The organism is Nonomuraea sp. K271 (genome assembly GCF_009908215.1).
GTDB lineage: Bacteria > Actinomycetota > Actinomycetes > Streptosporangiales > Streptosporangiaceae > Nonomuraea > Nonomuraea longispora.
This window is the reverse complement of record NZ_JAAAHR010000007.1, coordinates 82,249-105,155: the sequence shown is the minus strand read 5'-3', so window position 1 is coordinate 105,155 and position 22,907 is coordinate 82,249. Positions and strand designations below refer to the sequence as shown.

Below are 22,907 nucleotides of genomic sequence, written 5' to 3'. Positions count from 1 at the left end.
GAGGGCGGGTTCGGCGGGCCGGACGGGCTGGCCGACTGGCTGGCCGCCGAGCGGATCGATGCCGTGGTGGATGCGACGCATCCGTTCGCGGCGCGGATGTCGGCCTCCGCGGCCGAGGCTTCGGCGCGGAACGGCGTGCCGCTGCTCCTCCTGCGCAGGCCGGGCTGGCATGAGGGCCCGGGTGACGCCTGGCAGCGGGTCCCCTCCCTGGAAGAGGCGGCTGCCAGGCTGGCCGGCATGCCTGTGGAGCGGGTGTTCCTCACGACCGGCCGCCGGAGCCTGCCGGTCTTCACCGGGCTGTCCGGGGTGTGGCTGCTGGCCAGGTCGGTCGACCCGCCCGACGCGCCCGTCCCGGCCAACATGCACGTGCTGCTCGATCGCGGCCCGTACACGGTCGAGGGGGAGCGGGCCCTCATCCGGGAGCACCGGCTGGACGTGCTGGTCACCAAGGACAGCGGCGGTGAGATGACGGCCGCCAAGCTGGCGGCGGCGCGCGAGCTCGGGCTGCCAGTGATCATGGTGGACCGGCCGCCTCCACCCCCGGGCGTCCGGGTGGTGGACGCCGTGGCCGTGGCGGCCGCCTGGGCTCAGGGGTAGCGGCGGGGGGTGTAGACGACGCCGCGATCCGTGACACGGGTCGTCGAGGAACCGATGATCAGCAGACAGCGCATGTCGACCTGAGAGGGATCGAACTCATCGAGCGTGGTGACGGTGACGCTCTCCTGCTCGCCGCCGACGTTGCGGCCGATCACCACCGGGGTGGCGGTGTCGCGGTGCTCCAGCAGCAGGTCACGGGCCGCGCCGAGCTGCCAGGTACGGCTGCGCGAGGCCGGATTGTAGATCGCCAGCACCAGATCCGCCCGAGCCGCGGCCGACAGCCGCTCGGCCACCACCTCCCACGGCTTGAGCAGGTCCGACAGCGACAGCACGCAGTAGTCATGGCCCAGGGGAGCGCCGACCCTGCTGGCCACCGCCTGCGCGGCGGTCAGCCCGGGGACGACCCGCACCGGCACGTCGGGGAAGTCGCCCGCCGCTTCCAGGACCGCGCTCGCCATGGCGAACACGCCGGGATCGCCAGAGGACACCACGGCCACCCGCGCCCCTTCGCGGGCCAGCTCCAACGCGTGCCTGGCCCGTTCGGCCTCCACCCGGTTGTCGGTACGGTGGCGGTGCTGGCGCGGGTTCGGCGCCACCCGGTCCACGTACGGGCCGTAGCCGACCAGGTCCGTCGCCACCGCCAGCGCCTCCTGCGCCTCCGGCGTGAGCCACGCCCGCCCGGCCGGGCCGAGGCCGACCACGGTCACCTCGCCCCGTCCCTCGGTCGCCGCCGGCTCGGGTACGAAGGTCCGCTCCGCCGGGCTGGCCAGCAACGCCAGCGAAAAGTACGGCACACCGTCCGCGTCGACGTCCTTGAGCGGCGCGACCCGCTCGTCGTCCATGGTGGCGCGCTCGACGTACCAGGCGTCGTCGAGACGCCCGGCCTCGGCCAGGGCGTCGCGGACCTTCGTGAACGTCCGGCCCAGCTTGAGCACCGCGGCGGAGTCGGTGCCGCGCAGCCGCTCCGCCAGCTCCCCGGCGGGCAGCGTGCCCGGCAGCACGGTGAGCACCTCGTCGCGCTCCACCAGCGGACGGCCCAGCACGGCGGAGGCCGCGCTGACGGACGTGACCCCGGGCACCACCTCCGTCGGGTAGCGGTGGGCGAGCCGCTTGTGCATGTGCATGTAGGAGCCGTAGAACAGCGGGTCGCCCTCCGCCAGCACGACCACTGTGCGGCCGGCCTCCAGGTGCGCGGCCAGCCGTTCGGCGCAGTCGGCGTAGAAGTCGTCGAGCGCGCCCTGGTAGCCGCCGGGATGGTCGGTCGTCTCCGTGGTCAGCGGGTAGAGCAGGAGTTCCTCGATCTGCCCTTCCTTCATGTACGGCAGCGCGATCGAGCGGGCGATGCTGCGTCCGTGCCGGGCCGCGTGGTAGGCGATCACGTCCGCCTCGCCGATCAGCCTGGCGGTCTTGACCGTTACCAGCTCAGGGTCGCCGGGACCGAGGCCGACCCCGTACAGCCGTCCCGTCATCGCACTCACTCCGTCCCGCTCGCGAGGGCGTTGAGCGCCGCCGCCGTCATCGCACTGCCGCCGCGACGGCCGCGCACCACCAGGTGGTCCAGGTCGCTTTCCACCAGCGCTCGCTTGGACTCGGCCGCTCCGATGAACCCCACGGGGATGCCGAGCACCGCCGCGGGCCTGCCCGCGCCCTCGGCGACCAGTTCCAGCAGGCGGAACAGGGCGGTGGGCGCGTTGCCGATCGCCACCACCGCGCCGTCGAGACGGTCGCGCCACAGTTCGAGGGCGGCGGCGCTTCGGGTGGTGCCGAGCCGTTCGGCCAGCTCGGGCACACCGGGCTCGCCGAGCGTGCAGAGCACCTCGTTGGCGGCGGGCAGCCTGCTCCTGGTCACGCCCGAAGCGACCATCATGGCGTCGCACAGCACGGGCGCGCCACGGCGCAGCGCCTCCCTGGCCCGGACGACCACGGCGGGTGACCAGTCGAGGTCGGCGACCAGGTCGGTCATCCCGCAGGCGTGGATCATCCGCACCGCCACCTGCGCGACATCGGGCGGCATGCGAGTGAGGTCGGTCTCGGCGCGGATGGTGGCGAACGACTGCCGGTAGATCTCGGCGCCGTCGCGGATGTAGTCGCTCACTGCTGCCTTTCCTGGTAACCGTCTTCGGTGGCGATCATCTGGATGACTTGGCCGCGTGGGAGTCCGCAGCGGCGCTCGCAGCCGGCCCAGTGCACGGGCGTGGGCGGAGCGGCGTCCAGGCTGTTCACCCAGCGCCGGGCGTCGGCCTGGACGTCGGCCAGCGATTTGGCGCAGCCCGGACGGCCGGTGCAGGCGGTGACGCCGGCCCATGGCGACGCCGGGTCGACGACGAGCCCGGCCTCCTCGATCGTGCTCGCCGCGCGATCCGCTTCCCCGGGGGACAGGTCCAGCAGTACGGCGGTCCGCCAGGGAGTGAGCCGCACCGCGGTTCCGCCGTCCGCGAGAGCCACAGCCTGGGCGGGCGTCAAGCGGCCGAGCGGAACCAGGGCTTCCAGCGCGATCCGGCCGTCCCGCTGGGAGATGTGTCCGGCGCGTGAATCGCGCACGTGAACCGGTGCGGCCTGACTGGTTGCCTCGTGCAAGCCGCCGGGGTCATGAGGCGGCTCAGCTGTGAGACCGTTCAGGCGAGTGGCGACCCGCTGGGGGCCGTCCTTCAGTTCGTGGATCCGCCATGCGGGGGCCCGGCCTTCGGCCTGCGAGGCCCGCTCGTCGAGGAACGCCCCGGCCGCGGCGAGCATCAGAGGAATCGCGGAGTCCGGACGCGCGGCGAGCCCGCAGCCCGAGCCCGCCAGCAGCAATCGCCCCTCGCGCGCGCTCACGGCTGCGAACGTGACGTCCCCGCCGAGCCCGGTCACGTCTCCCGTGCCGTCGTCCAGCGCGAACAAGAACCGTCCAGGCAACTCGGCAAGGCGCGCACGTGAGCACAGCGCCTGGTCGAGGGCATCCGCCATCGGTTGCGTGTCGAGCAACCCTCCGGAGCCCCGCCCGCTCAACGGCGATCCGACGATGTTGCGGACCCGTTCGTGCGCGGCGGACGGCAGCAGGCCCGCCGCCGCGATCCGCCCGGCGAAAGCGGACGCCGAGCGCAGACCACGTACCTGCACGTTAGCGCGCGAGGTGAGCTCGATCACCCCCGAGCCGAGTTCATCCGCGCAGGCCGCGATCTCACGGAGCTGGGCAGGGGTCACGGCGCCGCCGGGCAGGCGGACGCGGGCCAGCGGGCCGTCGGCGGCCTCGTGCACCTGTAGCGCTCCCGGACAGGCGTCAGGGCGTACCCGTCCGGAAAAGTCGGCTATGGACACGAAGAGGATGGTAACGCCACTTCTGGCGAGGGTGACTCCTGTCGTAGGCTCCCGGGTAGGCGATGGCAAAGGGAGGAAGCCGGTGCGAAACCGGCGCGGTCCCGCCACTGTGACCGGGGAGCGAACCCCACCACAGGCCACTACCCGGCGACGGGTGGGAAGGCCGGGGTGAGCGCCGATCCGGGAGCCAGGAGACTCCTGCCGTCGCGACACCGGCGACCGGGGCGAGGACCCCGAGGGAGGATGCGCCGTGCCTGGCGACAGCCATACCGTTCTGCTGCTCTCGACCTCCGACACAGACCTGCTGAGCGCCCGGGCCAGCGGCACGGCCTACCGATGGGGCAACCCCGCCAGGCTGGCGGCCGACGATCTGCCGGAGCTGCTGGAAGGCGTCGATCTGGTCATCGTCCGCCTGCTGGGCGGACGCAGGGCCTGGGAAGAGGGCCTGGACGCGCTGCTGGCGCAGCCGCGCCCGGTCGTGGTCCTCGGCGGGGAGCAAGCCCCGGACGCCGAGCTGATGGAGCTGTCCACGGTCACCGGCGGCGTCTGCGCCGAAGCACACGCCTACCTGGCCCAGGGCGGGCCGGCGAACCTGGCCGAGCTGCACGCGTTCCTGTCGGACACCGTCCTGCTGACGGGGCACGGGTTCGCGCCGCCCGCACCGGCGCCCTCCTGGGGACGGCTGGAACGCGAGACCGGTTCCCGGAGTGGACCGGTGGTGGGCGTGCTGTACTACCGCGCGCACCACGTGGCCGGCAACACCGCCTTCGTCGAGACGCTCTGCGCGGCCATCGAGGCAGCGGGCGGCCAGGCGCTGCCGGTCTACTGCTCCTCGCTGCGCACGGCGGAGCCCGAGCTGCTCGCCACGCTGGACGCGGCCGACGCGCTGGTGGTGACCGTGCTCGCGGCGGGCGGCTCCCGCCCGGCCACGGCGGGCGCCGGGGGTGACGACGAAGCGTGGGACGTCGGCGCGCTCGCCGCGCTGGACGTGCCGATCCTGCAGGGTCTCTGCCTGACCGCCTCGAAGCAGGCGTGGGAGGACAACGACGACGGGCTTTCGCCGCTCGACGCGGCCTCGCAGGTGGCGATCCCGGAGTTCGACGGGCGGATCATCACGGTGCCGTTCTCGTTCAAGGAGATCGACCAGGACGGGCTCACCGTCTACGCCGCCGACGCCGAGCGGGCCGCCCGGGTGGCGGGCATCGCCGTACGGCACGGCCTGCTTCGGCACACCCCTCCCGCCGAGCGCCGTCTGGTCGTGATGCTGTCGGCGTACCCCACCAAGCACTCCCGGGTGGGCAATGCCGTGGGCCTGGACACCCCGGTCAGCACCGTGCGGCTGCTGGCCCGGCTGGCCGAGGCGGGCTACGACCTGGGCGACGGCTTTCCCGGGGTGGCCGAGCAGGACGGCGACGCGCTCGTCCACGCGCTCATCGCCGCCGGCGGCCAGGACCAGGACTGGCTGACCGAGAAGCACCTCGCGGGCAACCCGGTACGCATCTCCGCCGCCTCCTACGAGCGCTGGTACCGGACCCTGCCCGAGGAGTTGCGGGCCGGCATGGAACGGCACTGGGGGCCGCCGCCGGGCGAGTTGTTCGTGCACGAAGGCGACATCGTGCTGGCCGCGCTGCGCGCCGGGAACATGGTGGTGATGGTGCAGCCGCCGCGCGGATTCGGCGAGAACCCGATCGCCATCTACCACGACCCCGATCTGCCTCCGAGCCACCACTACCTGGCCGCCTACCGCTGGCTCTCAGCCGAGTTCGGCGCGCACGCGATGGTGCACGTGGGCAAGCACGGCAACCTGGAATGGCTGCCGGGCAAGTCGGCCGGCATGTCGGCCGCCTGCGGCACCGACGCCGCCATCGGCGACCTGCCGCTGATCTACCCGTTCCTGGTCAACGACCCGGGTGAGGGCACCCAGGCCAAGCGGCGGGCGCACGCGGTGCTGGTCGACCACATGGTGCCGCCGATGGCCCGCGCCGACACCTACGGCGACATCGCCCGGCTGGAACAGCTCCTCGACGAGCACGCCACCATCGCCGCCATGGACCCGGCCAAGCTGCCCGCCATCCGGGCGCAGATCTGGACGCTGATCCAGGCCGCCCGGCTCGACCACGACCTCGGACTGGCCGACCGGCCGCACGACAGCGAGTTCGACGACTTCATCCTGCACGTGGACGGGTGGCTGTGCGAGGTGAAGGACGCGCAGATCCGCGACGGCCTGCACGTGCTCGGGCAGGCGCCGACCGGCCAGGTCCGGGTGGATCTGGTGCTGGCCATGTTGCGCGCCCGACAGATGTGGTCGGGCCGGGAGACGCTGCCCGGCCTGCGCGAGGCGCTCGGGCTGGCCGAGGACGGCACGGCCGCGCTGGGCGGCGTGGACCGGGCCGAGGCCGTCGCCCGCGCGCTGATCGAGCAGATGGAGGAGCGGGGCTGGGCGCCGGACGCCGCGCCGGAGGTCGCCCGTGCGGTGCCGGCCAACAGGATGGAGCTGGTCACCAGCATCCTGACGTTCGCCGCCACCGAGGTGGTGCCGCGCCTAGCCCGTACCACCGACGAACTCGACCACCTCCTGCACGCTCTGGACGGCGGCTACGTGCCCGCCGGGCCGAGCGGTTCGCCGATGCGCGGCCTGATCAACGTGCTGCCGACCGGCCGCAACTTCTACTCCGTCGATCCCCGGGCGGTCCCGAGCAGGCTGGCCTGGGAGACCGGGCAGGCGATGGCGGGCTCGCTGCTGGAGCGCTATCACGCCGACACGGGGGAGTGGCCGCGCTCCGTCGGCCTGTCCGTCTGGGGCACCAGCGCCATGCGCACGGCGGGTGACGACGTGGCCGAGGTGCTGGCCCTGCTCGGCATCCGCCCCGAATGGGACGAGGCGTCGCGCCGCGTCACGAGCCTGGAGCCCATCCCGCTCGCCGAGCTCGGCCGCCCCAGGATCGACGTGACCGTCCGTATCAGCGGTTTCTTCCGCGACGCCTTCCCGCACGTGGTGGGCATGCTCGACGACGCCGTACGGCTGGCCGCCGGGTTGGACGAGCCGGACGAGGAGAACTACGTGCGCGCCCACGCCCGCCAGAGCGGCGGCGACGAGCGTCAGGCGACGATGCGCATCTTCGGCTCGGCGCCCGGCGCGTACGGGGCCGGGCTGCTACCGCTCATCGACAGCCGCAACTGGCGCGACGACGCCGACCTGGCCGAGGTGTACGCGGCGTGGGGCGGCTTCGCCTACGGTCGCGACCTCGACGGCGTCGCCGCCCGCCGGCAGATGGAGGACGCCTACCGCCGGATCGCCGTGGCCGCCAAGAACGTCGACACCCGCGAGCACGACATCGCCGACTCCGACGACTACTTCCAGTACCACGGTGGCATGATCGCCACCGTCCGCGCGCTCACCGGCAAGGCTCCCGCCGCATACGTGGGCGACAGCACCCGCCCCGACGCCGTACGCACCCGCACCCTGTCGGAGGAGACCTCACGCATCTTCCGCGCCAGGGTCGTCAACCCCCGATGGCTGGCCGCGATGCGGCGGCACGGCTACAAGGGCGCCTTCGAGCTGGCCGCGACCGTCGACTACCTGTTCGGCTACGACGCCACCGCCGGCGTGATGGCCGACTGGATGTACGACAAGCTCACCGAGACGTACGTGCTGGACCGGGAGAACCGGGCGTTCATGGCCGAGTCGAACCCGTGGGCGCTGCACGGCATCGCCGAGCGGCTGCTCGAAGCCGCCGAGCGCGGCATGTGGGAGCACCCCGACCCGGACCTCCTGCGCGGCCTGCAGGAGGTCTACCTCAAGACCGAGGGCGACCTGGAGGACGACACAAGCCGCTGAGCCAGGCCGGGGGCTCCGGCCCAGTGCAGGTGCAGGTAGGACGCGGTCACGAGGGCGTCGCCGAACCCGTCGGCGCCGCCCTTCCAGCGGAACAGCGGCTCGCCCGGGAGGCCGACGACCGTGCGGTGGAACTCGTGGCCTCGGAAGCGCTCGCCCGCCCTCGTCAGCGGCGATCGCCTAAGCGCGACCGCGTCCCGATAGCCGAGCGTCAGCCGAGGCGTCATCCGTGCCCGCCCCGGCACCCGCCCGCACATGCGCTGCCCGTCCAGCTCCTCGCACAGGTAGAGCAGCCCGGCGCACTCGGCCGCGATCGGCCCGCGGAAGGCCGCCACCTGCTCGCGCAGCGGCGCGTTGGCGGCCAGCTCGGCGGCGTACATCTCGGGGAACCCGCCGCCGACGACCAGTGCAGCGGTCCCGTCAGGCAGCTTCTCGTCACGCAACGGGTCGAACACCGCGACCTCCGCGCCGGCCGCCCGCAGCAGCTCAACATGCTCGGCGTAGCCGAAGGTGAACGCCGCTCCGCCCGCCACGGCCACCACCGGCCCGGGCCCGGCGGCACCCGGCTCAGGCTCCCATGGCGCCGCGTCCAGCGGCGGGGCCGATCGCGCCAGCCGTACCAGCGCATCGAGGTCGCACGAGCGGGCCACCTGCGCGCCCAGCCGGTCCACCGCGGCCACCGCCGCCGCTTCGCGCTCGGCCGCGGGCACCAGTCCCAGATGCCTGGACGGCGTCGAGACGGCGTCGTCACGGCGGATCGCGCCCAGCACCGGCACCCCCGCCGACGCGAGCGCGGCGCGGCACAGCACTTCGTGCCGGTCGGAGCCCACCTGATTCAGCACCACGCCGGCGACCCGCACCCGAGGGTCGAACGTGACGAATCCATGCACCACGGCCGCCACCGACCGGCTCTGCCGGGCCGCGTCCACGACCAGGACCACCGGGGCGTCCAGCAGCCTGACGACGTGCGCGGTCGAGGCGAAGTCCGTGTCACCCCTGCCGTCGAACAGCCCCATCACACCCTCGACCACAGCCACGTCGCACCCTGCCGCCCCGTGCAGGAACAGCGGCGCGACGCGTCCCTCGCCCACCAGCCACGGATCCAGGTTGCGGCCAGGACGCCCAGTGGCCAGCGCGTGATAGCCGGGATCGATGTAGTCGGGCCCCACTTTGTGCGGCGAGACCTTGAGGCCGCGGGCCCGCAGTGCCGCCATCAGCCCGGTGGCCACCGTGGTCTTGCCGCTGCCCGACGACGGCGCCGCGACGACCAGCCGAGGCACTACCACTCGATGCCCTTCTGGCCCTTCTGCCCGGCGTCCATGGGATGACGTACCTTGCCCATCTCCGTCACCAGATCGGCGACCTCGATCAGCCGGTCGGGGGCGTCCCTGCCCGTGACCACCACATGCTGGCCGCCCGGCCTGCCGGTGAGCGTCTCCAGCACGTCGTCCAGGTCCAGCCAGCCCCACTTCAGCGGGTACGTGAACTCGTCCAGCACGTAGAAGCGGTACGTCTCGACCGCGAGATCGCGCTTGATCTGCTCCCACCCCTCCCGGGCGTCGGCCGCATGATCCTCCTCCGAGCCGGGGCGCTGGATCCACGACCAGCCCTCACCCATCTTGTGCCAGGTCACCAAGCCGCCCTCGCCGCTGTCGCCGAGCACCTTGAGGGCCCGCTCCTCGCCGATGCGCCACTTGGCCGACTTCACGAACTGGAACACCCCGACCGGCCAGCCCTGGTTCCAGGCCCGCAACGCCATCCCGAAGGCGGCCGTCGACTTGCCCTTGCCGGGGCCGGTGTGGACGATCAGCAGCGGCCTGGTACGCCGCTGCCGGGTGGTCAGACCGTCGTCGGGGACGACCGAGGGCTTTCCCTGCGGCATCTCAGACCGCCTTCCTGTAGTCACGAACGAGGCCGCCGAGATCGGCCAGCGCATCGAGGGAGACGAGCCGTGCCCGCAACCGGGACGCCAGCCTGACCGCCAGACCGAGCCGGACCGGCCCGCTCTCGCAGTCCACGACCACGCAGGCCGTGCCCTCCAGCAGGGAGGCCGCCCGGTCCACGTCTCCACCCGCCGTGACGCGCCCGTCGGTCACCAGCACCAGCAGCGGACGCCTGGCCGGGTCACGCAGCCGCTCCACGCGCAACACGTCCGCCGCGCGCAGCAGTCCCGCCGCCAGCGGGGTGCGCCCGCCGGTCGGCAGCGAACGCAACCGCGCCGCGCCCGCGTCCACCGACGAGGTCGGGGGCAGCGCCACCTCCGCGCCCGCACCCCGGAACGTGATCAGGCCGACCTTGTCGCGCCGCTGATAGGCGTCCAGCAGCAGGCTCAGCACAGCAGTCTTGACCGCGCTCATCCGCTTGCGCGCCGCCATCGAGCCGCTCGCGTCCACCACGAACAGCACGAGGTTGCCCTCCCGGCCTTCGCGTACCACTTCGCGCAGATCGTCCGCACGCAGCACCAGTCCGGGGCCGGTGCGCCCGCGCCCGCGCTGGTGCGGCGCCGCGGCCAGCATCGTCGCAGTCACGTGCAGGTCGCGCAGCCGGCCGGAGGGACGGCGGGCCCCGGTGCCCCGACCGTGCCGGGTCCGTGAGCGCGACCGCCGACCGGCCGCTCCCTCGCCGATCCCCGGCACCTCCAGCAGCGGCACCCGGTGCGGAGCCCCTACGCCGGCCACCCGCACGCCGATGCCGGACGTCGTCCCTCCCGCGTCCTCGTCTCCCGGGTCCGGGAAGCTGCTGTCCTGTCGCCCCTCGCCGGCGGGTGTCTCCGGTGCCCGCCCGGCGTCCTCGGGGCTCCCCGAGAGCGGTCCCTCGTTCCCACTCGACGGCGGCGGTGGCTCGCTCCCGTCCGGCGGCGGCCCATCGCTTCCCTCCGACGGCGGGCCGTCGGTCCCGCCTGACGGCGGCCCATCGCTTCCGTCCGGCGGGGGCCCGGCGGGACCTTCGCCGTCGGGGCCGCCGTCGCCTGGCCCGGCGTCCTGCGACGTACGCTCCAGCAGCTCGTCGAGCAGAGCCTCATCCAGCCCCGGCGCGTCGAACGGGTCGCGCCGCCGCCGGTGCGGCAGCGACAGGCGGGCCGCCGCCCGCACGTCCTCGGTGGTCACCGTGTCCCGCCCCTGCCAGGCGGCGTGGGCAAGGGCGGCGTTGGCCGTGACTAGGTCGGCCCGCAGCCCGTCGACCTCGAACGCCGCGCACACCGTCGCGATCTGCCTCAGCCGGGCGTCCGGCAACCGCACGCCCGGCACCCGGGCCCGCGCGCCCGCGATCCGGTCCGCCAGCGCCGACTCCTCCTCCGCCCAGCGTGCCGCGAACGCCTCCGCGTCGGTGTCGAAAGCCAGCCGCCGGCGGATGACCTCCGCGCGTTCCTCAGGGTCGCGGGACGCCTTCACCTCGACCGTCAGCCCGAACCTGTCCAGGAGCTGCGGACGCAGCTCGCCTTCCTCCGGGTTCATGGTGCCGACCAGCAGGAACCGGGCGGCGTGCCGGACCGACACCGACTCGCGCTCCACGTAGCACCTGCCCAGGGCGGCCGCGTCGAGGAGGAGGTCGACGAGGTGGTCGTGCAGCAGGTTCACCTCGTCGACGTACAGCACGCCGCGATGCGCGGCTGCCAGCAGGCCCGGCTCGAACGCCTTCACCCCCTCCGTCAGCGCCCGTTCCACGTCGAGCGAGCCGGCCAGGCGGTCCTCCGACGCCCCTACCGGCAGCTCCACCAGCACGGCCGGGCGGCTCACGCCACCGGCGCCGGGCTCGTGGGGTCCGTCCGGGCATTCGGAGTCGGGCGCGCCCGGATCGCAGGCGAACCGGCAGCCGGGCACCACGTCCACGGCGGGCAGCTGGGCCGCCAGCGCACGCACGATCGTGGACTTCGCGGTGCCCTTCTCACCGCGTACGAGCACCCCGCCCACCCGGGGCGAGACCGCGTTGAGCACCAGCGCCAGCTTCAGGTCAGCAAGCCCGACGACGGCGCTGAACGGGTAGGTGACGATCAAAACAGAACCTTCCGGTTGACATGAGCCACCCGCCAGCCCTCCCGCGTGACGGCCAGCTCAGTGGTGGACAGAGGAGCCAGATCGAAGCGGCCGGCACTCGACGGGTCCAGCCCCAGGGCGTGCCCGAGCACGGCCCGAATGGCGCCCGCGTCGCACACGACGACCCCGCCGGGTTCCTCCCGGACGGAGTCGAGCCAGGCCGCCACCCTGACCGCGCGTGCGGCCCGGCTCTCGCCGCCGTGCGGAGCCGCGTGCGGGTCGGCGAGCCAGCTCGCCAGCTCGTCCGGCTCCTCCCGCGCGACTCGCTCGTACGGCAGGCCGCGCCATCGGCCGCAGTCCGCCTCCGCGAGCGCCGGGGCGACCCGCGCGTCCAGCCCGAGGGCGGCGGCGGTCTGCAGTGCCGCGGGGGCAGGAGCGGCCCACGCCACCACTCCGGCGACCGCCGGGCTGAGTGTGGCGGCTCTGGCCAGATCCGCCGTGTCGGCGTCCTCGTCGGCCGGAAAGCGCGCGGCGCGCATGCCGGGCGTCGTGGCGTGCCGGACGAACAGCACCCCGCTCAGCTCGGCGCGGCGGCGCTCATCGGAACGCCGTTCGTACGCTGCGCCGCCCGCTCGCTCGCCCAGCCGAACAGCACGCCGAAGGCCGCCCAGAAGACGAGCTGGGTGCCGATCGAGGCGAGCCTGAACTCCCACAACAGCGTGGCGGGGAAGCCGTCGGCCACCTCGTCGACCGTCGGCAGCAGCGCCCAGGCCCCACCCACGGGGACGAGAAAGCCGATGACCGCCGCCACCCAGCGGGCCCACGGATCCGCGGTGACCCGGCGGGCGGTGGACACGGCGATCGCCGTCGCCGCCAGCCCGACGAGGATCATCACGAGGTAGAGCACCGTACGGCTGTTGATCGTCTCGGGGTCACCCACTGCCGGCGGGTTGGCCGGATACTTCACGAAGGGCACGAGGATGACCGCGACGAAGGCCGTTCCGGCCGCGGCGAGCGCCAGCAGCCCGTCGGAGCGCGGTCCCACCCGTCCTCGCAGGCCCGTGAACACGAGCGCGAACACGCCGCCCACGGCCAGCCCGTAGAGTCCGGTGGCGAGGAAGAGCCCGGCCTTCTGCGCCGGCCTGCTGACCTCGGCCTCGTCGCCGTGGCTGTGCCCGGCTTCCTCAGCGGCGGCGGGCTCCGGCGCCTCGGCCTGGGCCGCGGCCTCCTCCAGGGCGATCGCCGCGTCGACGCGCGGCCCCCCGAAGGCGAAGGCGAATCCGCCCGCGACCAGTCCGGCCAGTAGTCCCACGAGCAGACCTCTGACCAGGAAAGTGCGTACCATCCCGACCCCTAGTGACAGGGCACGCCGAGCAGATGCCGCCCGTCGTGCATCAGCTCGTGCAGGAAGGCGCCCGTCTGGGAGACCGCGCCATTGTCCATCAGGACCAGGTAAGCGACGAGCAGCAGCACAGGCACCGCCAGCAGCCAGGGGCGCAGGCGTGGAAAGGGAATGGTGGACGGAGTGGTCAAACCACTCATACGAGCCTCCTCGGGTGACGCGTCCCATACGAGGTCACGGTTGCCAAGCGACCTGGCTCCCGGGATCCACGTCCCGGATACAGTGGCGCGTCCGCACCGGCATCTCACCGGATTTCCCTTGGACAACCGTGAAATCTACCGGAACGTATCCTTTCCTCCCGTTCGCGTCAATGCACCCCAGCAGCTACCGGGCAAGGTGCGCATATGAGTCGATGTCCGACGTAGGCGACGGCGGAACGAGGAAGCCGGTGTGAATCCGGCGCGGTCCCGCCACCGTGATCGGTGAGCGATCCGGTGCTCGGCATACCGCGCAACGAACTGCGGAGCGGCCACCACGTACGAGCGGGCTCCGCAGCGGGCGGTCACGATGAACCAGCACGTTACCGAGACCATGGCGTCAGGTCGGGCGCCCAAAGCCGGACTGGGCTCATCGGGCCGTTCTCGCGGCGCTGGCCCGGTGGTTGCCGGCGGTGCTGCGCGCTCATCGTCTGGTCACCCCGGCGACGTTGCTGGCGTGGGATCGTCGCCCATTGCGACGGGCCTGGACCTACCCGGTGCATGTTCATTCGGATGGAGCCGCCGCCGGCTCGATGTGCTCGGGGAAGAGGCTGGCGAGGTTGCGGATGCACAGTTCGCGTATCTCGTCCCGCGACAGCGGCGAGCCCTCCAGCCATTCGACGCATACGGCTCGGACGAACGCCAGCCAGCCATGCAGCGCGATCGACGTTACGTGCCTGTTGCGGCCATGGCCACCCAGCGCATCGAGAAGGCGGGCGCGGAGAGTGGCGAGTTCGTCGGAGACGATCTCCTGGACGGTCGGGTCACCGGCCAGTGCGCCGCGGTTGGCTGTGAGGATGTTGTTGCGGTGTGTGGTGAAGTAGTCCAGGTGGGCGTCGAGCCCCGCCTTCACCTGCTCTGCCATTGGCAACGCGGGATCGATCGGGCTGGAGGCCAGCAGTCGCTCGCTGTCGCGCTCGAAGATCGCTGCGAACAGGTCGCGCTTGGTGGAGAAGTAGCGGTATAGGAGCCCACGGGATACGCCGGCACGTGCCGCGATGCCCTCCATGTGCACATCCTCGTAAGAGTGACGAGCGAACATCTCGGCGCCGACGTCGAGCAGTTGGCTGCGCCGCTCGTGCGGGGTCAGCCGTCGTCTTCCCTCGCTCATGGTCGCCAGCTTACTTGACGCGTGTTCAATAACGCTTCTAATGTACACGTGTTCAGCAAGGAGGGGATGTGCGAAAGCGGTATCGAGTGCGGCGAATCCCCGCGACAGGGGCAGCCGATTATGAGGACGCCTTCGAAGTCACCATCAGCGAGACGCGATCACCCGAGCAGTGGGCCCGGGCGGTCTTACAGGACGCGCCACCGCCGGTCCGTTGGTTCCTGCTTTTCGGCGTACCTTCGCAGGGCAGGGTGGCTGGTCTGGGTGCTCGTCGCACCGGTGCACAGGCGGATGATCCCCTACCTGCTGATGCGGGCCACAGCCGACCGACTCGTGTGACCGACCTTCCGGCGACGGGCAACGTACTCGCATACCAAGCAAGACAGCTTGGTCGAGTGAGCTGGTCCGGCCCATGGTGCGCAGCGCAGGCCACAGGGTCGGTCGGCCACCTTCCTGGCCTGGCCGCTGGGGATGGCCGTGACCTCGGGCCTGGCAGTGCGGCTCGCCGCGACGGCCGGGCCGGCTGGCGGCCTTCGGCGCGTCGGCGCTGACCGCCGCCATGGTGGCGCTGATCGGCACGGTCGTCCTGGCGGGGGACGCGCTGAACGGCTGGTACCTGGTGCCGGGACTGCTGCTCGGCGGCATCGGCTTGGGGCTGGTCGCGCCGATCCTGGTCGACATCGTGCTGTCGGCCGTGCCCCATCAGGACGCCGGTGCGGCCTCGGCGTGAGCTTAACCCGGCCGTGCCGTGTGCGCTGGACGTCCACGGTGGCGCCGCGCACCTGGACGCCCAGCTGGCGCCCTCCCAGCGGGACCCGGAGGGCCGCAAGCGCGGATCGAAGAGGCGGGGGCAGGTGGTACGCGCCGTCCAGGGGAGCTCGATGGCGCCCTCAGTCATATCGCACTCCTAAAAGCGTGGTTGGGGTGTCTTGTCGTGGATCTTTTCGAGGGCCTCGCGCAGCGAGGCGGCCATCTCCGGAGTGAGCACCGGGTGGGAGTGGATGTCGAGGAGGACCAGCGCGAGTAGGTGCGCGCCCTCCGGGGTGGCCAGGTCGACGCCCAGCCCGCGGGAGACGTGCTGGTACAGTATCGGCACGACCAGACTCATCGCGGTAGCGACGGTCGCGCGGGCCTTGCGACTGGCGTACGGGGGATCAGGGCGAGACTTGTCGACCTCCGCCAGCCATTCCTCGTACACCTGGACCATTTCGTCGAACAGCGGCGCCGCCCACCCCTCGGCCAGGGCCCGCGCGAGATACCGCTGGTACGGCCCGAACGCGGCCAGCGCGGAGCCGACCGGGTTCACGTCGGCAGGTGTGGAGTCGGCGCGTGTCTCGTCGCCCAGCCGGCGCATCTCCTTGAGGAGATAGTCGTCGCACGCCTCCCGCAGCGCCTGTTTGGAGCCGAAGTGGTGGCGCACCAGCCCCGAGGAGACCCCCGCAGCGTCGGCGATGCCGCGGATCGTCGCCCTTTCGAACCCGTGCTCACCGATCTGCCGCAGCGCGGCGTCCCTGATGCGGGCGCGAGCCGTCAGATCTTCCAGGTCTGCCTCGATCCTGGCCATCATCACACTCCTACACAATCGGATATTTCACTATACACGTGTGTAGTAGCCCTCGCCACGACGGCATCGGGGTCGGCGCGCTGGCGCCGGTGCCGTGATCCGTCCCGCCGCGGCCGAGGCGCTGACCGTGCCGCACGACGTCACCCCCGAGCGGCTCCGGCGCCCTGAACGTCGCGCCGCGCCTGACCGTGGACACCGCCCTGGACTTCCACGAAACCTTGAGGGCGAAGGTCAAACAGGCCCGCCTGTTCTTCCTGCGCGACCGCTGGGTGCGGCAGGCGCAGCCGACGTGGGACCGGCTGGCGGCCGCCCTGAAGGACATCTGCGGACGAACCCGGTTCCGGTGAGCCGAGGGCGCTCTTGACAGGCGCTCCCCGCCGGCCATTATCTTGCCCATATGAATAGATCTTCAAATGAAAGTGTGTTGATCGTGGACGGCTGCACCGTCAAGGTGGTCGACGCCGACCGCGTGACCGCCGTACGCGAACGGATGCCCGCCGCCGAGGACCTGACCGACACGGCCGATGTCTTCAGCCTGCTGTCGGACCCCAGCCGGCTGCGGCTCCTGGTGGCGCTGCTGGACGGCGAGCTGTGCGTCTGCGATCTCGCAGCGGTGACGGGACAGAGCGAGTCCGCCGTCTCGCACGCCCTGCGGCTGCTACGCGCGCACCGCATCGTGGCCGCCCGCCGCTCCGGCCGGATGGCCTACTACCGGCTGGAGGACCCGCACGTACGGATGCTGCTCGACCTGGCACTCGCCCACACCGAGCACACCGACGCCATCCACCCCGAGCGCGACGGAACCCCGTAATGGGCGCCGGACACGGACACGGGCACGCGGGAAGCCGCCACCGATGGCGGCTGGCGGCCTCCTTCGCCCTGATCGGCGCCTACTTCGTCGTCGAGCTGGCCTACGGTCTCATCTCGGGTTCCCTGGCCCTGCTGTCGGACGCCGGGCACATGGCCGCCGACGTCGTCACCCTCGGCGCCGCCCTGGTCGCCACAAGGATCGCCACCCGCCCGGACACCACCGGCCGGCGCAGTTACGGCTCCTACCGGGCCGAGGTGTTCGCCTCCCTGCTGGCCGTGATCATGATGTTCGGCGTCGCGCTCTACGTCGTCATCGAGGCCATCGGCCGCATCGGCGGCGGTGCCGAGGTCTCCTCCGGCCCCATGCTCGTCGTCGGCGCCATCGGCCTGGCCGTCAACCTCGTGGCCCTGCTGCTGCTGCGCTCGGGAGCCGGCGAAAGCCTTAACATCAAGGGCGCGTACCTCGAGGTCGTGGCCGACACCGCCGGTTCGCTCGGCGTCATCGCGGCCGGCTGGCTGGTCTCCACCACCGGCCAGCCGTTCTGGGACACCTTCGTCGCGCTGGCCATCGGCGTCTTCGTCGCCGTGCGCGCCATCTCACTCGGACGGCAGGTCTTCGCTGTGCTGGGCCAGCACGTACCCGAGGGCATCGACGCCGGTGCCGTGGCCAAGGACCTGGCCGCCATCGTCGGCGTCCGCGACGTGCACGACCTGCACCTGTGGACACTGACCTCCGGTATGAACGTGGCCACCGCCCACCTGGTCACCGCGGACCTCAGCGACAACCACGCCGTCTTGGACCAGGCCCGCGACCTGCTGCGCCACCGCCACGGGGTGGCCCACGCCACGCTGCAAGTGGAGCCGGCCGACCACCGCGGCTGCGACGAACTGGACTGGTGACCCGCCGCAGGCTCCGGCGATGCATCGCTTCACATCGACGCCCCTCCCGCCTACCGGAGACGACCATGGCATCCCCTCTCACCACCCCCGCCCCCGTTCGGGCCGGGCCCGCCACACCCGGCGCCCGGCCCTTCCTGCCGCCCTTCGGGTCTACGTCCCGCACACACTGGAAGAACTGCAAGGCTTCGCCGCCTGGGCCAGCCGCCACTTCGGTCCCAGACCACCGGCACGTTCGCCGCCTACCACATCCCGCTGATGTTGCTGGTCCGGCTGTGCTCCTGGCAGGCCTCGGCATCCGGGCGGCACAGCACCTGGGTGGTGCTGGGCACCGCCTTCCAGCGGCAGTCCAGCGTCAACGTCCTGTTCCACCTGAGCACCTGGATCTTCCTGGGCGAACACTCACCCGGCGCCGTCACCGCAGCCGTCGTCTCCATCCCGTCCACCGCCTACTGCCTGGCCTGGCTCCGCCGCGAGCATCGCGCCAGCACCCGGGAGATCGCGTCGGCCATCGCGCTGGGCACCCTGATCGCCGTCCCGGCCATCGGCCTTCTTCCTGTGAGGACAGCGCCGGCGGCAGGACGTCCGTCGCCTGGAGGCTTCCAAGGCCTGGCGTCAGCCTTCGCCGTCCCCGTCCAGAACGCGATAGACCCTGGACAGGGAGGGGTGGCGGCCCTTGTTCTTACCGGTGGGGATGACCAGCTTGGCCGCGATCTGCGGCACGGGCAGCCCGCGAGCGCGCAGGCTGCGGGCATAGGCGATCATGTCGTCATCGAAAACCTTCGGGCGGCCGCCGTGCCGACCCCGCTCGCGCGCCGCGGCCTGGCCTCCTGGTGCCGCGTCAGGCGACGTTTGCCCTGTTCGACGCTGGCGCCTTCGAGCGGGTGACGGGTGCATGGTCATGCAGCGGCCGTGCACGGCGAAGCCCTGGCTGATGTAGGGTCGCGCCATGCCACGTACGGACGGAGCGTCGCGGGTGATCGCTGCGCCACCCGATCGCGTCTGGGCTGCCCTCGTCGATCGCGAGGCGCTCATGGCATGGCTCCCTCCAGCCGGTATGACTGGCAGGTTCACGCGATTCGATGCCCGGCCGGGCGGGTCGTACCGGTTGGTGCTGACCTATTCCGACGCGTCTGGTGCGCCCGGCAAGGCGACCGTGGATTCCGACGTCGTCGAGGCTCGCTTCGTCGATATCGTCCCCGGCGTGCAGGTCGTGCAGGCGGTGGACTTCGTCTCCGATGATCCTGCCTTTGCCGGCACGATGACCATGACCTGGGAGGTCACCGCGGTCGAGGAGGGGGCGCGCGTCGACATCGTTGCCGAGGACGTCCCGGACGGCATCTCCGCGGAGGACCACGCCGCGGGGCTCGCCTCTTCCCTGACGAATCTCGCCGCCTACGTGGAGCAGTAGCCCGCGCTGATGCCGCACTAGCGCATCCGCGCGCGCCTCACGCACCCACAGGCGCAGCGTCTCGGGGTCCACGCCCAGGTCGCGGCCGACCGACGCGTATGTCCGGCTCGGTCAGACAGGTACAACGCGACGGCGTCCGCCTTGAACTCCGGCGGATACGACTTCATCGCCACGTGGAGCTCCTTGCCTCCGGATGTCCATCATCCGGCACTCAAGGTGTCCACACTTCGGGGGAGGGCCCGTCACGGAGACTGGCTCGGTAGACGGCTTGACAACGCCTGGGTCGGCGAGCAGCGCAACCCGGTCCAAGGTGCCCGCCCAATTGACCAGCCGTGTCGCGCACCGTTGTCGCGATCGCGCGGATGACCAGGCGCCTCACATGGAAAAGCGCGCAGTCATGGAACCGCAAGCAAGCTTCTGCACCGCGCGCTGCCTGAGGCGACGCCCGCTCGGCCGCCGTCCACCGAGCAGTGCTGGCGAACGGCTGAGGTTCGGAGGTGTGCGGAACGCGATCTAGCTTGGGCGGACCGCGCCGCCTGCTGAGCCGGACCCGACGACGGCCGACGGCTTCTGTCGGCCGAGGCCGAGGATGAATCTGGTGAGGCCCCAGCGTCGCATGATCTCGTACGTGATCAAGCTCAGCGCGAACGATACGATCATGATCAGCACGTACGACAAGGGCCCGGCCTCGGCGTGCTGTAGAACGTAGAAGCCTGCGGCGACCAGGAACGTCTGGTGCAGGACGTACATGGGGAAGGCCGCCTCGTTGCAGTACGTCACGGCCTTGGACCCGCCGTTGAGGTGTCGCCTGCCGTACCCGAGCATGGACAGCAACGCCGTCCAGCAGGCAAGGTCGCGTACGGCCGTGGCCGTCAGGGTCTCCTGGCCGCCGAGCAGAAGAACCCCCGCAGCCCCGCACACTGCCAGGGCCAGGAACATCGGCCGCCACCGCTCGACCATGTCCATGATCGAGTCGTCGGTGGCGATAAGGAAGCCCAGCATGAAGTAGGTCGCGAAGACGAAGATGTTCTTCCCGCTCACCTCCGGCAGGTACGACAGCGCGGTCAGCAGCGCGACGGGCAACAGGGCGGGCAGGGGCCGCCGCAACCACCTCGGCGTGTATCCCCGCCTGGCCAGAGCCAACATCGGCTGAACGAGGGCGGCCGAGATGAGGAAGAGGAACAGGATGAACCACAGGTGCGCCGGTGAGACCCCGCCCTCGTACTCTGACCAGTCGGAGAAGTCGGTGAAGTACCTCCACAGAAAGGCGGCGTAGGAGTCCTCGTAGCCGCGGTGGAACCGCAGGGCGTAGTACGCCTGCGGCGGAACGATGACCAGCACGCCGAACAGCAGCGGCACCAGCAGCCTGGACGCTCGCTCGCTGACGTAGCGCCCCGCCGACCTGCGTTTGAGCGCGTAGAAGCTGGCTGAGCCGGCCAGCAGGAACAGCAGCGGCATGAACCAGTAGGACAACTGCACCAGCACGGTGGAAAAGGTGTTCACCTCGCCCTTGACGTAGAACGAGGCATCGTCGTTGAACACCCGCGCCGTGTGGTAAGGGAAAAGGAATAGGATGCCCAGGTTACGCAACCAGTCGATGTAGTTCTGGCGCCCGCCGCCTCGCCTGGACGTCGTCGTCGCTGTCGTCAAAGAGTCCTCCGCAACCGAAAGGTGATCAAGTCACGACGTACGATACCGGAAGTATTGAGTACTTTCGGTATGCTAGGTGTCGTGAACAGCGATCAGCAGAGGAACCCGAGCCGGCGCCTGCCGCGTGAGGAGGTACGCCGTCGGCTGCTGGCCGAGGCGGCGCGGGTGTTCACCGAACGCGGCTACGCCGACGCCCGCATCGAGGACATCGCAGCAGGCGCCGGCTTCACCAAGGGTGCCGTCTACTCGAACTTCGGCGGCAAGCAGGAACTGTTCGGCGCCATCCTCGGCGACGGCGCCGCGACCGAACTGGCCACCGTGCGGGAGGAGATCCGCGACCTACACGACCTGTCCGCGGTGATCGCCCGAGTGGCGTCGCTGGTCGCCCGGCACATTGTGCAAGACAGCGGCCACGGCCACCTCGGGCTCGAATTCGCTGCCCGCGCGGCCCGCGACGAGCAGATTAGGGAGGTTCTCACTCCGATGCGCCGGGCGCAGCGCGAAGGAGCCGCCCGCTCGATCGCCGAAGTCGCTGAGCGTACCGGCGTCCGCCCCGCCATCGATCTGGACCAGGCCGCGCTCATTCTGCACTGTCTGACCAACGGTTTGGTCAACGAGCACATCGCCGATCCCGAGGCGGTTGACGCCGAGACGGTCGAACGAGCGTTGACCACCGTACTGACCTGCCTGCTGCCACTTCCGCCGAGCGACGACCCTCCATACTCCTGATCGCGAACGTGACCATACCGGGCAAGAAAGCCTTTGGGATTTCCTCGGTGATCATGTTCTGAGGATCTGAGGCACCCTCTAAGACCGTGATGTTCCTCGGCCTTTGCTCAGGACGCTGCCGGCAGGGCTTCCTCAAGCCAAGGCAAAGGCCTCGGCAAGCCAAGACGGAGCCGGCGCTCTTCCTCAGCGACCGATGACGCATCCGGCGCGGCTCTCGCCCGAGGAATCCCGCCGGGTGCTCGAGGTGCTCAAGTCCGAAGGGTTCTGGGGGAAGGCGCCGGCCCAGGTGTGGGCGACGCTCTTGGACGGTCGGTCGTGTCTGAGCCTCGGCCGGTCTGCGGCAGTTCGCCCGCAAGGACAATGCCCCGATCAACGTCTGCTTCGACGGGCGCGCGCGTGGGGACCGCGTACAAAGAGATGAGCTGCAGATTCGCGGTGGCGAGTCCGCCGCGTGGCGCGCAAGCCGGTTCTTACCGGTGGTTCAGGGGGCGGCCCCCGGTCCGGGCATCCGGCCTCTTCCGGGCGTGCGGCCACCTCCCTGCGATCGCCGGGGCACCTCACATTTCCCGAAGCTGCGTTGTCGGATCAGTGAAACCAAAGACCGTCGCCGGACGAGCCGGCCAAGGTCGAATTCTTGAGCGGAAGATGCACAATGACCTCGAACGAGTCCGAGATCAGGACCCTTCTGGAGAACCGGATCGCAGCCTGCGAGAACAAGGACATCGATCGGCTGATGCCCCTCTATTCGCCCGGAATCGTCTATTACGACGCCGTTCCTCCGCTTCGGTTCCGGGGCGCCGAAGCAGTGCGCGACAATTTCTTGCGCTGGTTCGACGGTTACGAGGGCCTGATCAGCCTGGAGACGCACGAACTGACCGTGGTCACGAGCGGCGACGCCGCATTCGCTCATATGCTGCTCCTGGACACCGGAAAACGTAAGGGCGGCGAACAGCCATCGATATGGGTACGCGCGACCACGTGCCTGCGGCGATCCCACGGCAAGTGGCTGATCACCCACGAGCACGTGTCGGTTCCGTTCGACCCGGGCACCCTGCAGATCTGGCTCCCGTCGGACAAGGACCAGCCCGCCTGACCGTTCACCCCTACTTGTACCGGTACAGGGTCAGGCGGGCCGCGACTGCGACCCGGCCTGAGTATGGCAGCCGGCGACCGGGTCAAGCGCATCTGGGCGGTACGCAACCGACAAGCTCCGGCCGTGGACGGCCGAGCCACAACCCTGATCACCCACGTACCCAGAAATGGGCGGAAAGCCGATGACGCAAGCTCTGGAACTGCCGTTGCACCTGGCGCCGACGAGCCGCTCCCGAGCCGCAGGGCGACCAGAAGGCGGGCCCTGCTTTCCTTCGCCCTCCACCGGTCGGGGAGTACGGGCCGTCAGGTTGATGTCCAGGAACGGTCGGCGGCCGTGAGCTGCG

The 22,907-nt window shown here is 71.2% G+C and carries 23 protein-coding genes, 1 pseudogene and 2 riboswitches; of the genes and pseudogenes, 9 read left to right on the top strand and 15 right to left on the bottom strand.

What is annotated here, in order from left to right; genetic code table 11:
- The coding region (locus GUY59_RS04165; protein ID WP_161714390.1) for a cobalt-precorrin-6A reductase at positions 1–597 on the top strand (597 nt) is incomplete at its 5' end.
- Here GUY59_RS04165 and GUY59_RS04160 read toward each other — a convergent pair.
- Genes GUY59_RS04160 through cobG form a run of 3 tightly spaced genes read right to left on the bottom strand, consistent with a single transcriptional unit; the run spans position 588 to position 3,894 of the window.
- Positions 588–2,066 (bottom strand): precorrin-2 C(20)-methyltransferase, encoded by a 1,479-nt coding sequence (locus GUY59_RS04160; RefSeq protein ID WP_138208359.1) that lies wholly within the window; start codon positions 2,064–2,066, stop codon positions 588–590. The two genes, GUY59_RS04165 and GUY59_RS04160, sit on opposite strands and share 10 nt — an antisense overlap.
- Before the next feature lie 5 nt (positions 2,067–2,071).
- Positions 2,072–2,692, bottom strand: a complete 621-nt coding sequence (locus tag GUY59_RS04155) for a precorrin-8X methylmutase (RefSeq protein ID WP_138208358.1) — start codon at positions 2,690–2,692, stop codon at positions 2,072–2,074.
- The gene (gene cobG, locus GUY59_RS04150; RefSeq protein ID WP_212746353.1) at positions 2,689–3,894 is read right to left on the bottom strand and encodes a precorrin-3B synthase; all 1,206 of its coding nucleotides are present in this window, start codon (positions 3,892–3,894) and stop codon (positions 2,689–2,691) included. Before cobG ends, GUY59_RS04155 begins: the two co-directional genes overlap by 4 nt.
- A gap of 17 nt (positions 3,895–3,911) precedes the next feature.
- A riboswitch (cobalamin riboswitch) is annotated at positions 3,912–4,109 on the top strand.
- 35 nt (positions 4,110–4,144) lie between these two features.
- On the opposite strand from cobG, the gene cobN reads away from it, so the two are divergent.
- Positions 4,145–7,732 (top strand): cobaltochelatase subunit CobN, encoded by a 3,588-nt coding sequence (cobN, locus tag GUY59_RS04145; RefSeq protein WP_138208357.1) that lies wholly within the window; start codon positions 4,145–4,147, stop codon positions 7,730–7,732.
- On the opposite strand, the gene GUY59_RS04140 is transcribed toward cobN, so the two are convergent.
- The 7 genes from GUY59_RS04140 to GUY59_RS04110 all read right to left on the bottom strand — a co-directional run bounded on the left by GUY59_RS04140 (position 7,687) and on the right by GUY59_RS04110 (position 14,413).
- Positions 7,687–9,000 (bottom strand): cobyrinate a,c-diamide synthase, encoded by a 1,314-nt coding sequence (locus GUY59_RS04140; RefSeq protein ID WP_161714391.1) that lies wholly within the window; start codon positions 8,998–9,000, stop codon positions 7,687–7,689. The genes cobN and GUY59_RS04140 overlap by 46 nt on opposite strands.
- Before the next feature lie 8 nt (positions 9,001–9,008).
- Positions 9,009–9,611: a cob(I)yrinic acid a,c-diamide adenosyltransferase gene (gene cobO / locus GUY59_RS04135; protein ID WP_138208156.1), complete on the bottom strand. Its 603-nt coding sequence runs from the start codon at positions 9,609–9,611 to the stop codon at positions 9,009–9,011.
- A gap of 1 nt (position 9,612) precedes the next feature.
- Entirely contained in the window at positions 9,613–11,724 is a 2,112-nt protein-coding gene (locus GUY59_RS04130; RefSeq protein WP_138208155.1) for a magnesium chelatase subunit D family protein, read from the bottom strand.
- Positions 11,721–12,275, bottom strand: coding sequence for a histidine phosphatase family protein (locus GUY59_RS04125; protein ID WP_138208154.1), 555 nt, complete (start codon positions 12,273–12,275; stop codon positions 11,721–11,723). Before GUY59_RS04125 ends, GUY59_RS04130 begins: the two co-directional genes overlap by 4 nt.
- Positions 12,276–12,280: 5 nt before the next feature.
- Positions 12,281–13,048 carry a CbtA family protein gene (locus GUY59_RS04120; protein WP_138208153.1) on the bottom strand — a complete coding sequence of 256 codons (768 nt, stop codon included), beginning with the start codon at positions 13,046–13,048 and terminating at the stop codon, positions 12,281–12,283.
- 8 nt (positions 13,049–13,056) lie between these two features.
- The gene (locus GUY59_RS04115) at positions 13,057–13,245 is read right to left on the bottom strand and encodes a CbtB domain-containing protein (protein WP_138208152.1); all 189 of its coding nucleotides are present in this window, start codon (positions 13,243–13,245) and stop codon (positions 13,057–13,059) included.
- Between the two features lie 196 nt (positions 13,246–13,441).
- Positions 13,442–13,615, top strand: a riboswitch (cobalamin riboswitch).
- Between the two features lie 192 nt (positions 13,616–13,807).
- Complete coding sequence (locus GUY59_RS04110) at positions 13,808–14,413, bottom strand: TetR/AcrR family transcriptional regulator (protein WP_138208151.1); 606 nt, start codon at positions 14,411–14,413, stop codon at positions 13,808–13,810.
- 556 nt (positions 14,414–14,969) lie between these two features.
- On the opposite strand from GUY59_RS04110, the gene GUY59_RS04105 reads away from it, so the two are divergent.
- The gene (locus GUY59_RS04105) at positions 14,970–15,140 is read left to right on the top strand and encodes a hypothetical protein (protein WP_161714389.1); all 171 of its coding nucleotides are present in this window, start codon (positions 14,970–14,972) and stop codon (positions 15,138–15,140) included.
- Positions 15,141–15,317: 177 nt separating this feature from the next.
- Here the strand turns inward: GUY59_RS04105 and GUY59_RS04100 are convergent, their stop codons facing one another.
- Positions 15,318–15,974 (bottom strand): TetR/AcrR family transcriptional regulator, encoded by a 657-nt coding sequence (locus GUY59_RS04100; protein ID WP_138208157.1) that lies wholly within the window; start codon positions 15,972–15,974, stop codon positions 15,318–15,320.
- Between the two features lie 188 nt (positions 15,975–16,162).
- On the opposite strand from GUY59_RS04100, the gene GUY59_RS04095 reads away from it, so the two are divergent.
- The 3 genes from GUY59_RS04095 (at position 16,163) to GUY59_RS04085 (ending at position 17,684) form a co-directional block, all read left to right on the top strand.
- The gene (locus tag GUY59_RS04095; RefSeq protein ID WP_161714388.1) at positions 16,163–16,321 is read left to right on the top strand and encodes a hypothetical protein; all 159 of its coding nucleotides are present in this window, start codon (positions 16,163–16,165) and stop codon (positions 16,319–16,321) included.
- A gap of 74 nt (positions 16,322–16,395) precedes the next feature.
- Positions 16,396–16,785, top strand: a complete 390-nt coding sequence (locus tag GUY59_RS04090; RefSeq protein WP_289514353.1) for an ArsR/SmtB family transcription factor — start codon at positions 16,396–16,398, stop codon at positions 16,783–16,785.
- Complete coding sequence (locus tag GUY59_RS04085) at positions 16,785–17,684, top strand: cation diffusion facilitator family transporter (protein WP_138208149.1); 900 nt, start codon at positions 16,785–16,787, stop codon at positions 17,682–17,684. Before GUY59_RS04090 ends, GUY59_RS04085 begins: the two co-directional genes overlap by 1 nt.
- 239 nt (positions 17,685–17,923) lie before the next feature.
- Here GUY59_RS04085 and GUY59_RS48300 read toward each other — a convergent pair whose 3' ends face one another.
- Together GUY59_RS48300 and GUY59_RS48295 are read right to left on the bottom strand one after the other, a co-directional pair.
- Positions 17,924–18,118 (bottom strand): hypothetical protein, encoded by a 195-nt coding sequence (locus GUY59_RS48300; protein ID WP_171055313.1) that lies wholly within the window; start codon positions 18,116–18,118, stop codon positions 17,924–17,926.
- Between the two features lie 178 nt (positions 18,119–18,296).
- Positions 18,297–18,446 carry a hypothetical protein gene (locus GUY59_RS48295; protein WP_236666812.1) on the bottom strand — a complete coding sequence of 50 codons (150 nt, stop codon included), beginning with the start codon at positions 18,444–18,446 and terminating at the stop codon, positions 18,297–18,299.
- A gap of 211 nt (positions 18,447–18,657) precedes the next feature.
- Between GUY59_RS48295 and GUY59_RS04075 the strand changes: the two genes are divergently transcribed.
- Positions 18,658–19,092: an SRPBCC family protein gene (locus GUY59_RS04075; protein WP_252374836.1), complete on the top strand. Its 435-nt coding sequence runs from the start codon at positions 18,658–18,660 to the stop codon at positions 19,090–19,092.
- 30 nt (positions 19,093–19,122) lie between these two features.
- On the opposite strand, the pseudogene GUY59_RS51240 reads toward GUY59_RS04075, so the two are convergent.
- Together GUY59_RS51240 and GUY59_RS04070 are read right to left on the bottom strand one after the other, a co-directional pair.
- Positions 19,123–19,265 (bottom strand): annotated as a pseudogene (locus GUY59_RS51240) (transposase); the annotation flags it as partial.
- Positions 19,266–19,605: 340 nt separating this feature from the next.
- A complete protein-coding gene (locus GUY59_RS04070) occupies positions 19,606–20,742 on the bottom strand; it encodes an acyltransferase family protein (RefSeq protein ID WP_138199432.1) in 1,137 nt (378 codons plus the stop codon).
- A gap of 21 nt (positions 20,743–20,763) precedes the next feature.
- On the opposite strand from GUY59_RS04070, the gene GUY59_RS04065 reads away from it, so the two are divergent.
- Both GUY59_RS04065 and GUY59_RS04060 read left to right on the top strand, forming a co-directional pair.
- On the top strand, positions 20,764–21,471 hold the full coding sequence (locus GUY59_RS04065) for a TetR/AcrR family transcriptional regulator (RefSeq protein ID WP_201760477.1): 708 nt from the start codon (positions 20,764–20,766) through the stop codon (positions 21,469–21,471).
- 652 nt (positions 21,472–22,123) lie between these two features.
- Positions 22,124–22,564, top strand: a complete 441-nt coding sequence (locus GUY59_RS04060) for a YybH family protein (protein ID WP_138199433.1) — start codon at positions 22,124–22,126, stop codon at positions 22,562–22,564.
- Positions 22,565–22,907 lie beyond the last annotated feature (343 nt).

Bases quoted from the DNA above. Each gene is read 5' to 3' on its own strand.
- GUY59_RS04160 (WP_138208359.1), bottom strand. From the start codon at position 2,066: ATGACGGGACGGCTGTACGGGGTCGGCCTCGGTCCCGGCGACCCTGAG.
- cobO (WP_138208156.1), bottom strand. From the start codon at position 9,611: ATGCCGCAGGGAAAGCCCTCGGTCGTCCCCGACGACGGTCTGACCACC.
- GUY59_RS04120 (WP_138208153.1), bottom strand. From the start codon at position 13,048: ATGGTACGCACTTTCCTGGTCAGAGGTCTGCTCGTGGGACTACTGGCC.
- GUY59_RS04115 (WP_138208152.1), bottom strand. From the start codon at position 13,245: ATGAGTGGTTTGACCACTCCGTCCACCATTCCCTTTCCACGCCTGCGC.
- GUY59_RS04110 (WP_138208151.1), bottom strand. From the start codon at position 14,413: ATGAGCGAGGGAAGACGACGGCTGACCCCGCACGAGCGGCGCAGCCAA.
- GUY59_RS04105 (WP_161714389.1), top strand. From the start codon at position 14,970: ATGGTGGCGCTGATCGGCACGGTCGTCCTGGCGGGGGACGCGCTGAAC.
- GUY59_RS04100 (WP_138208157.1), bottom strand. From the start codon at position 15,974: ATGGCCAGGATCGAGGCAGACCTGGAAGATCTGACGGCTCGCGCCCGC.
- GUY59_RS04085 (WP_138208149.1), top strand. From the start codon at position 16,785: ATGGGCGCCGGACACGGACACGGGCACGCGGGAAGCCGCCACCGATGG.
- GUY59_RS48300 (WP_171055313.1), bottom strand. From the start codon at position 18,118: ATGGAGACGACGGCTGCGGTGACGGCGCCGGGTGAGTGTTCGCCCAGG.
- GUY59_RS48295 (WP_236666812.1), bottom strand. From the start codon at position 18,446: ATGATCGCCTATGCCCGCAGCCTGCGCGCTCGCGGGCTGCCCGTGCCG.
- GUY59_RS04060 (WP_138199433.1), top strand. From the start codon at position 22,124: ATGACCTCGAACGAGTCCGAGATCAGGACCCTTCTGGAGAACCGGATC.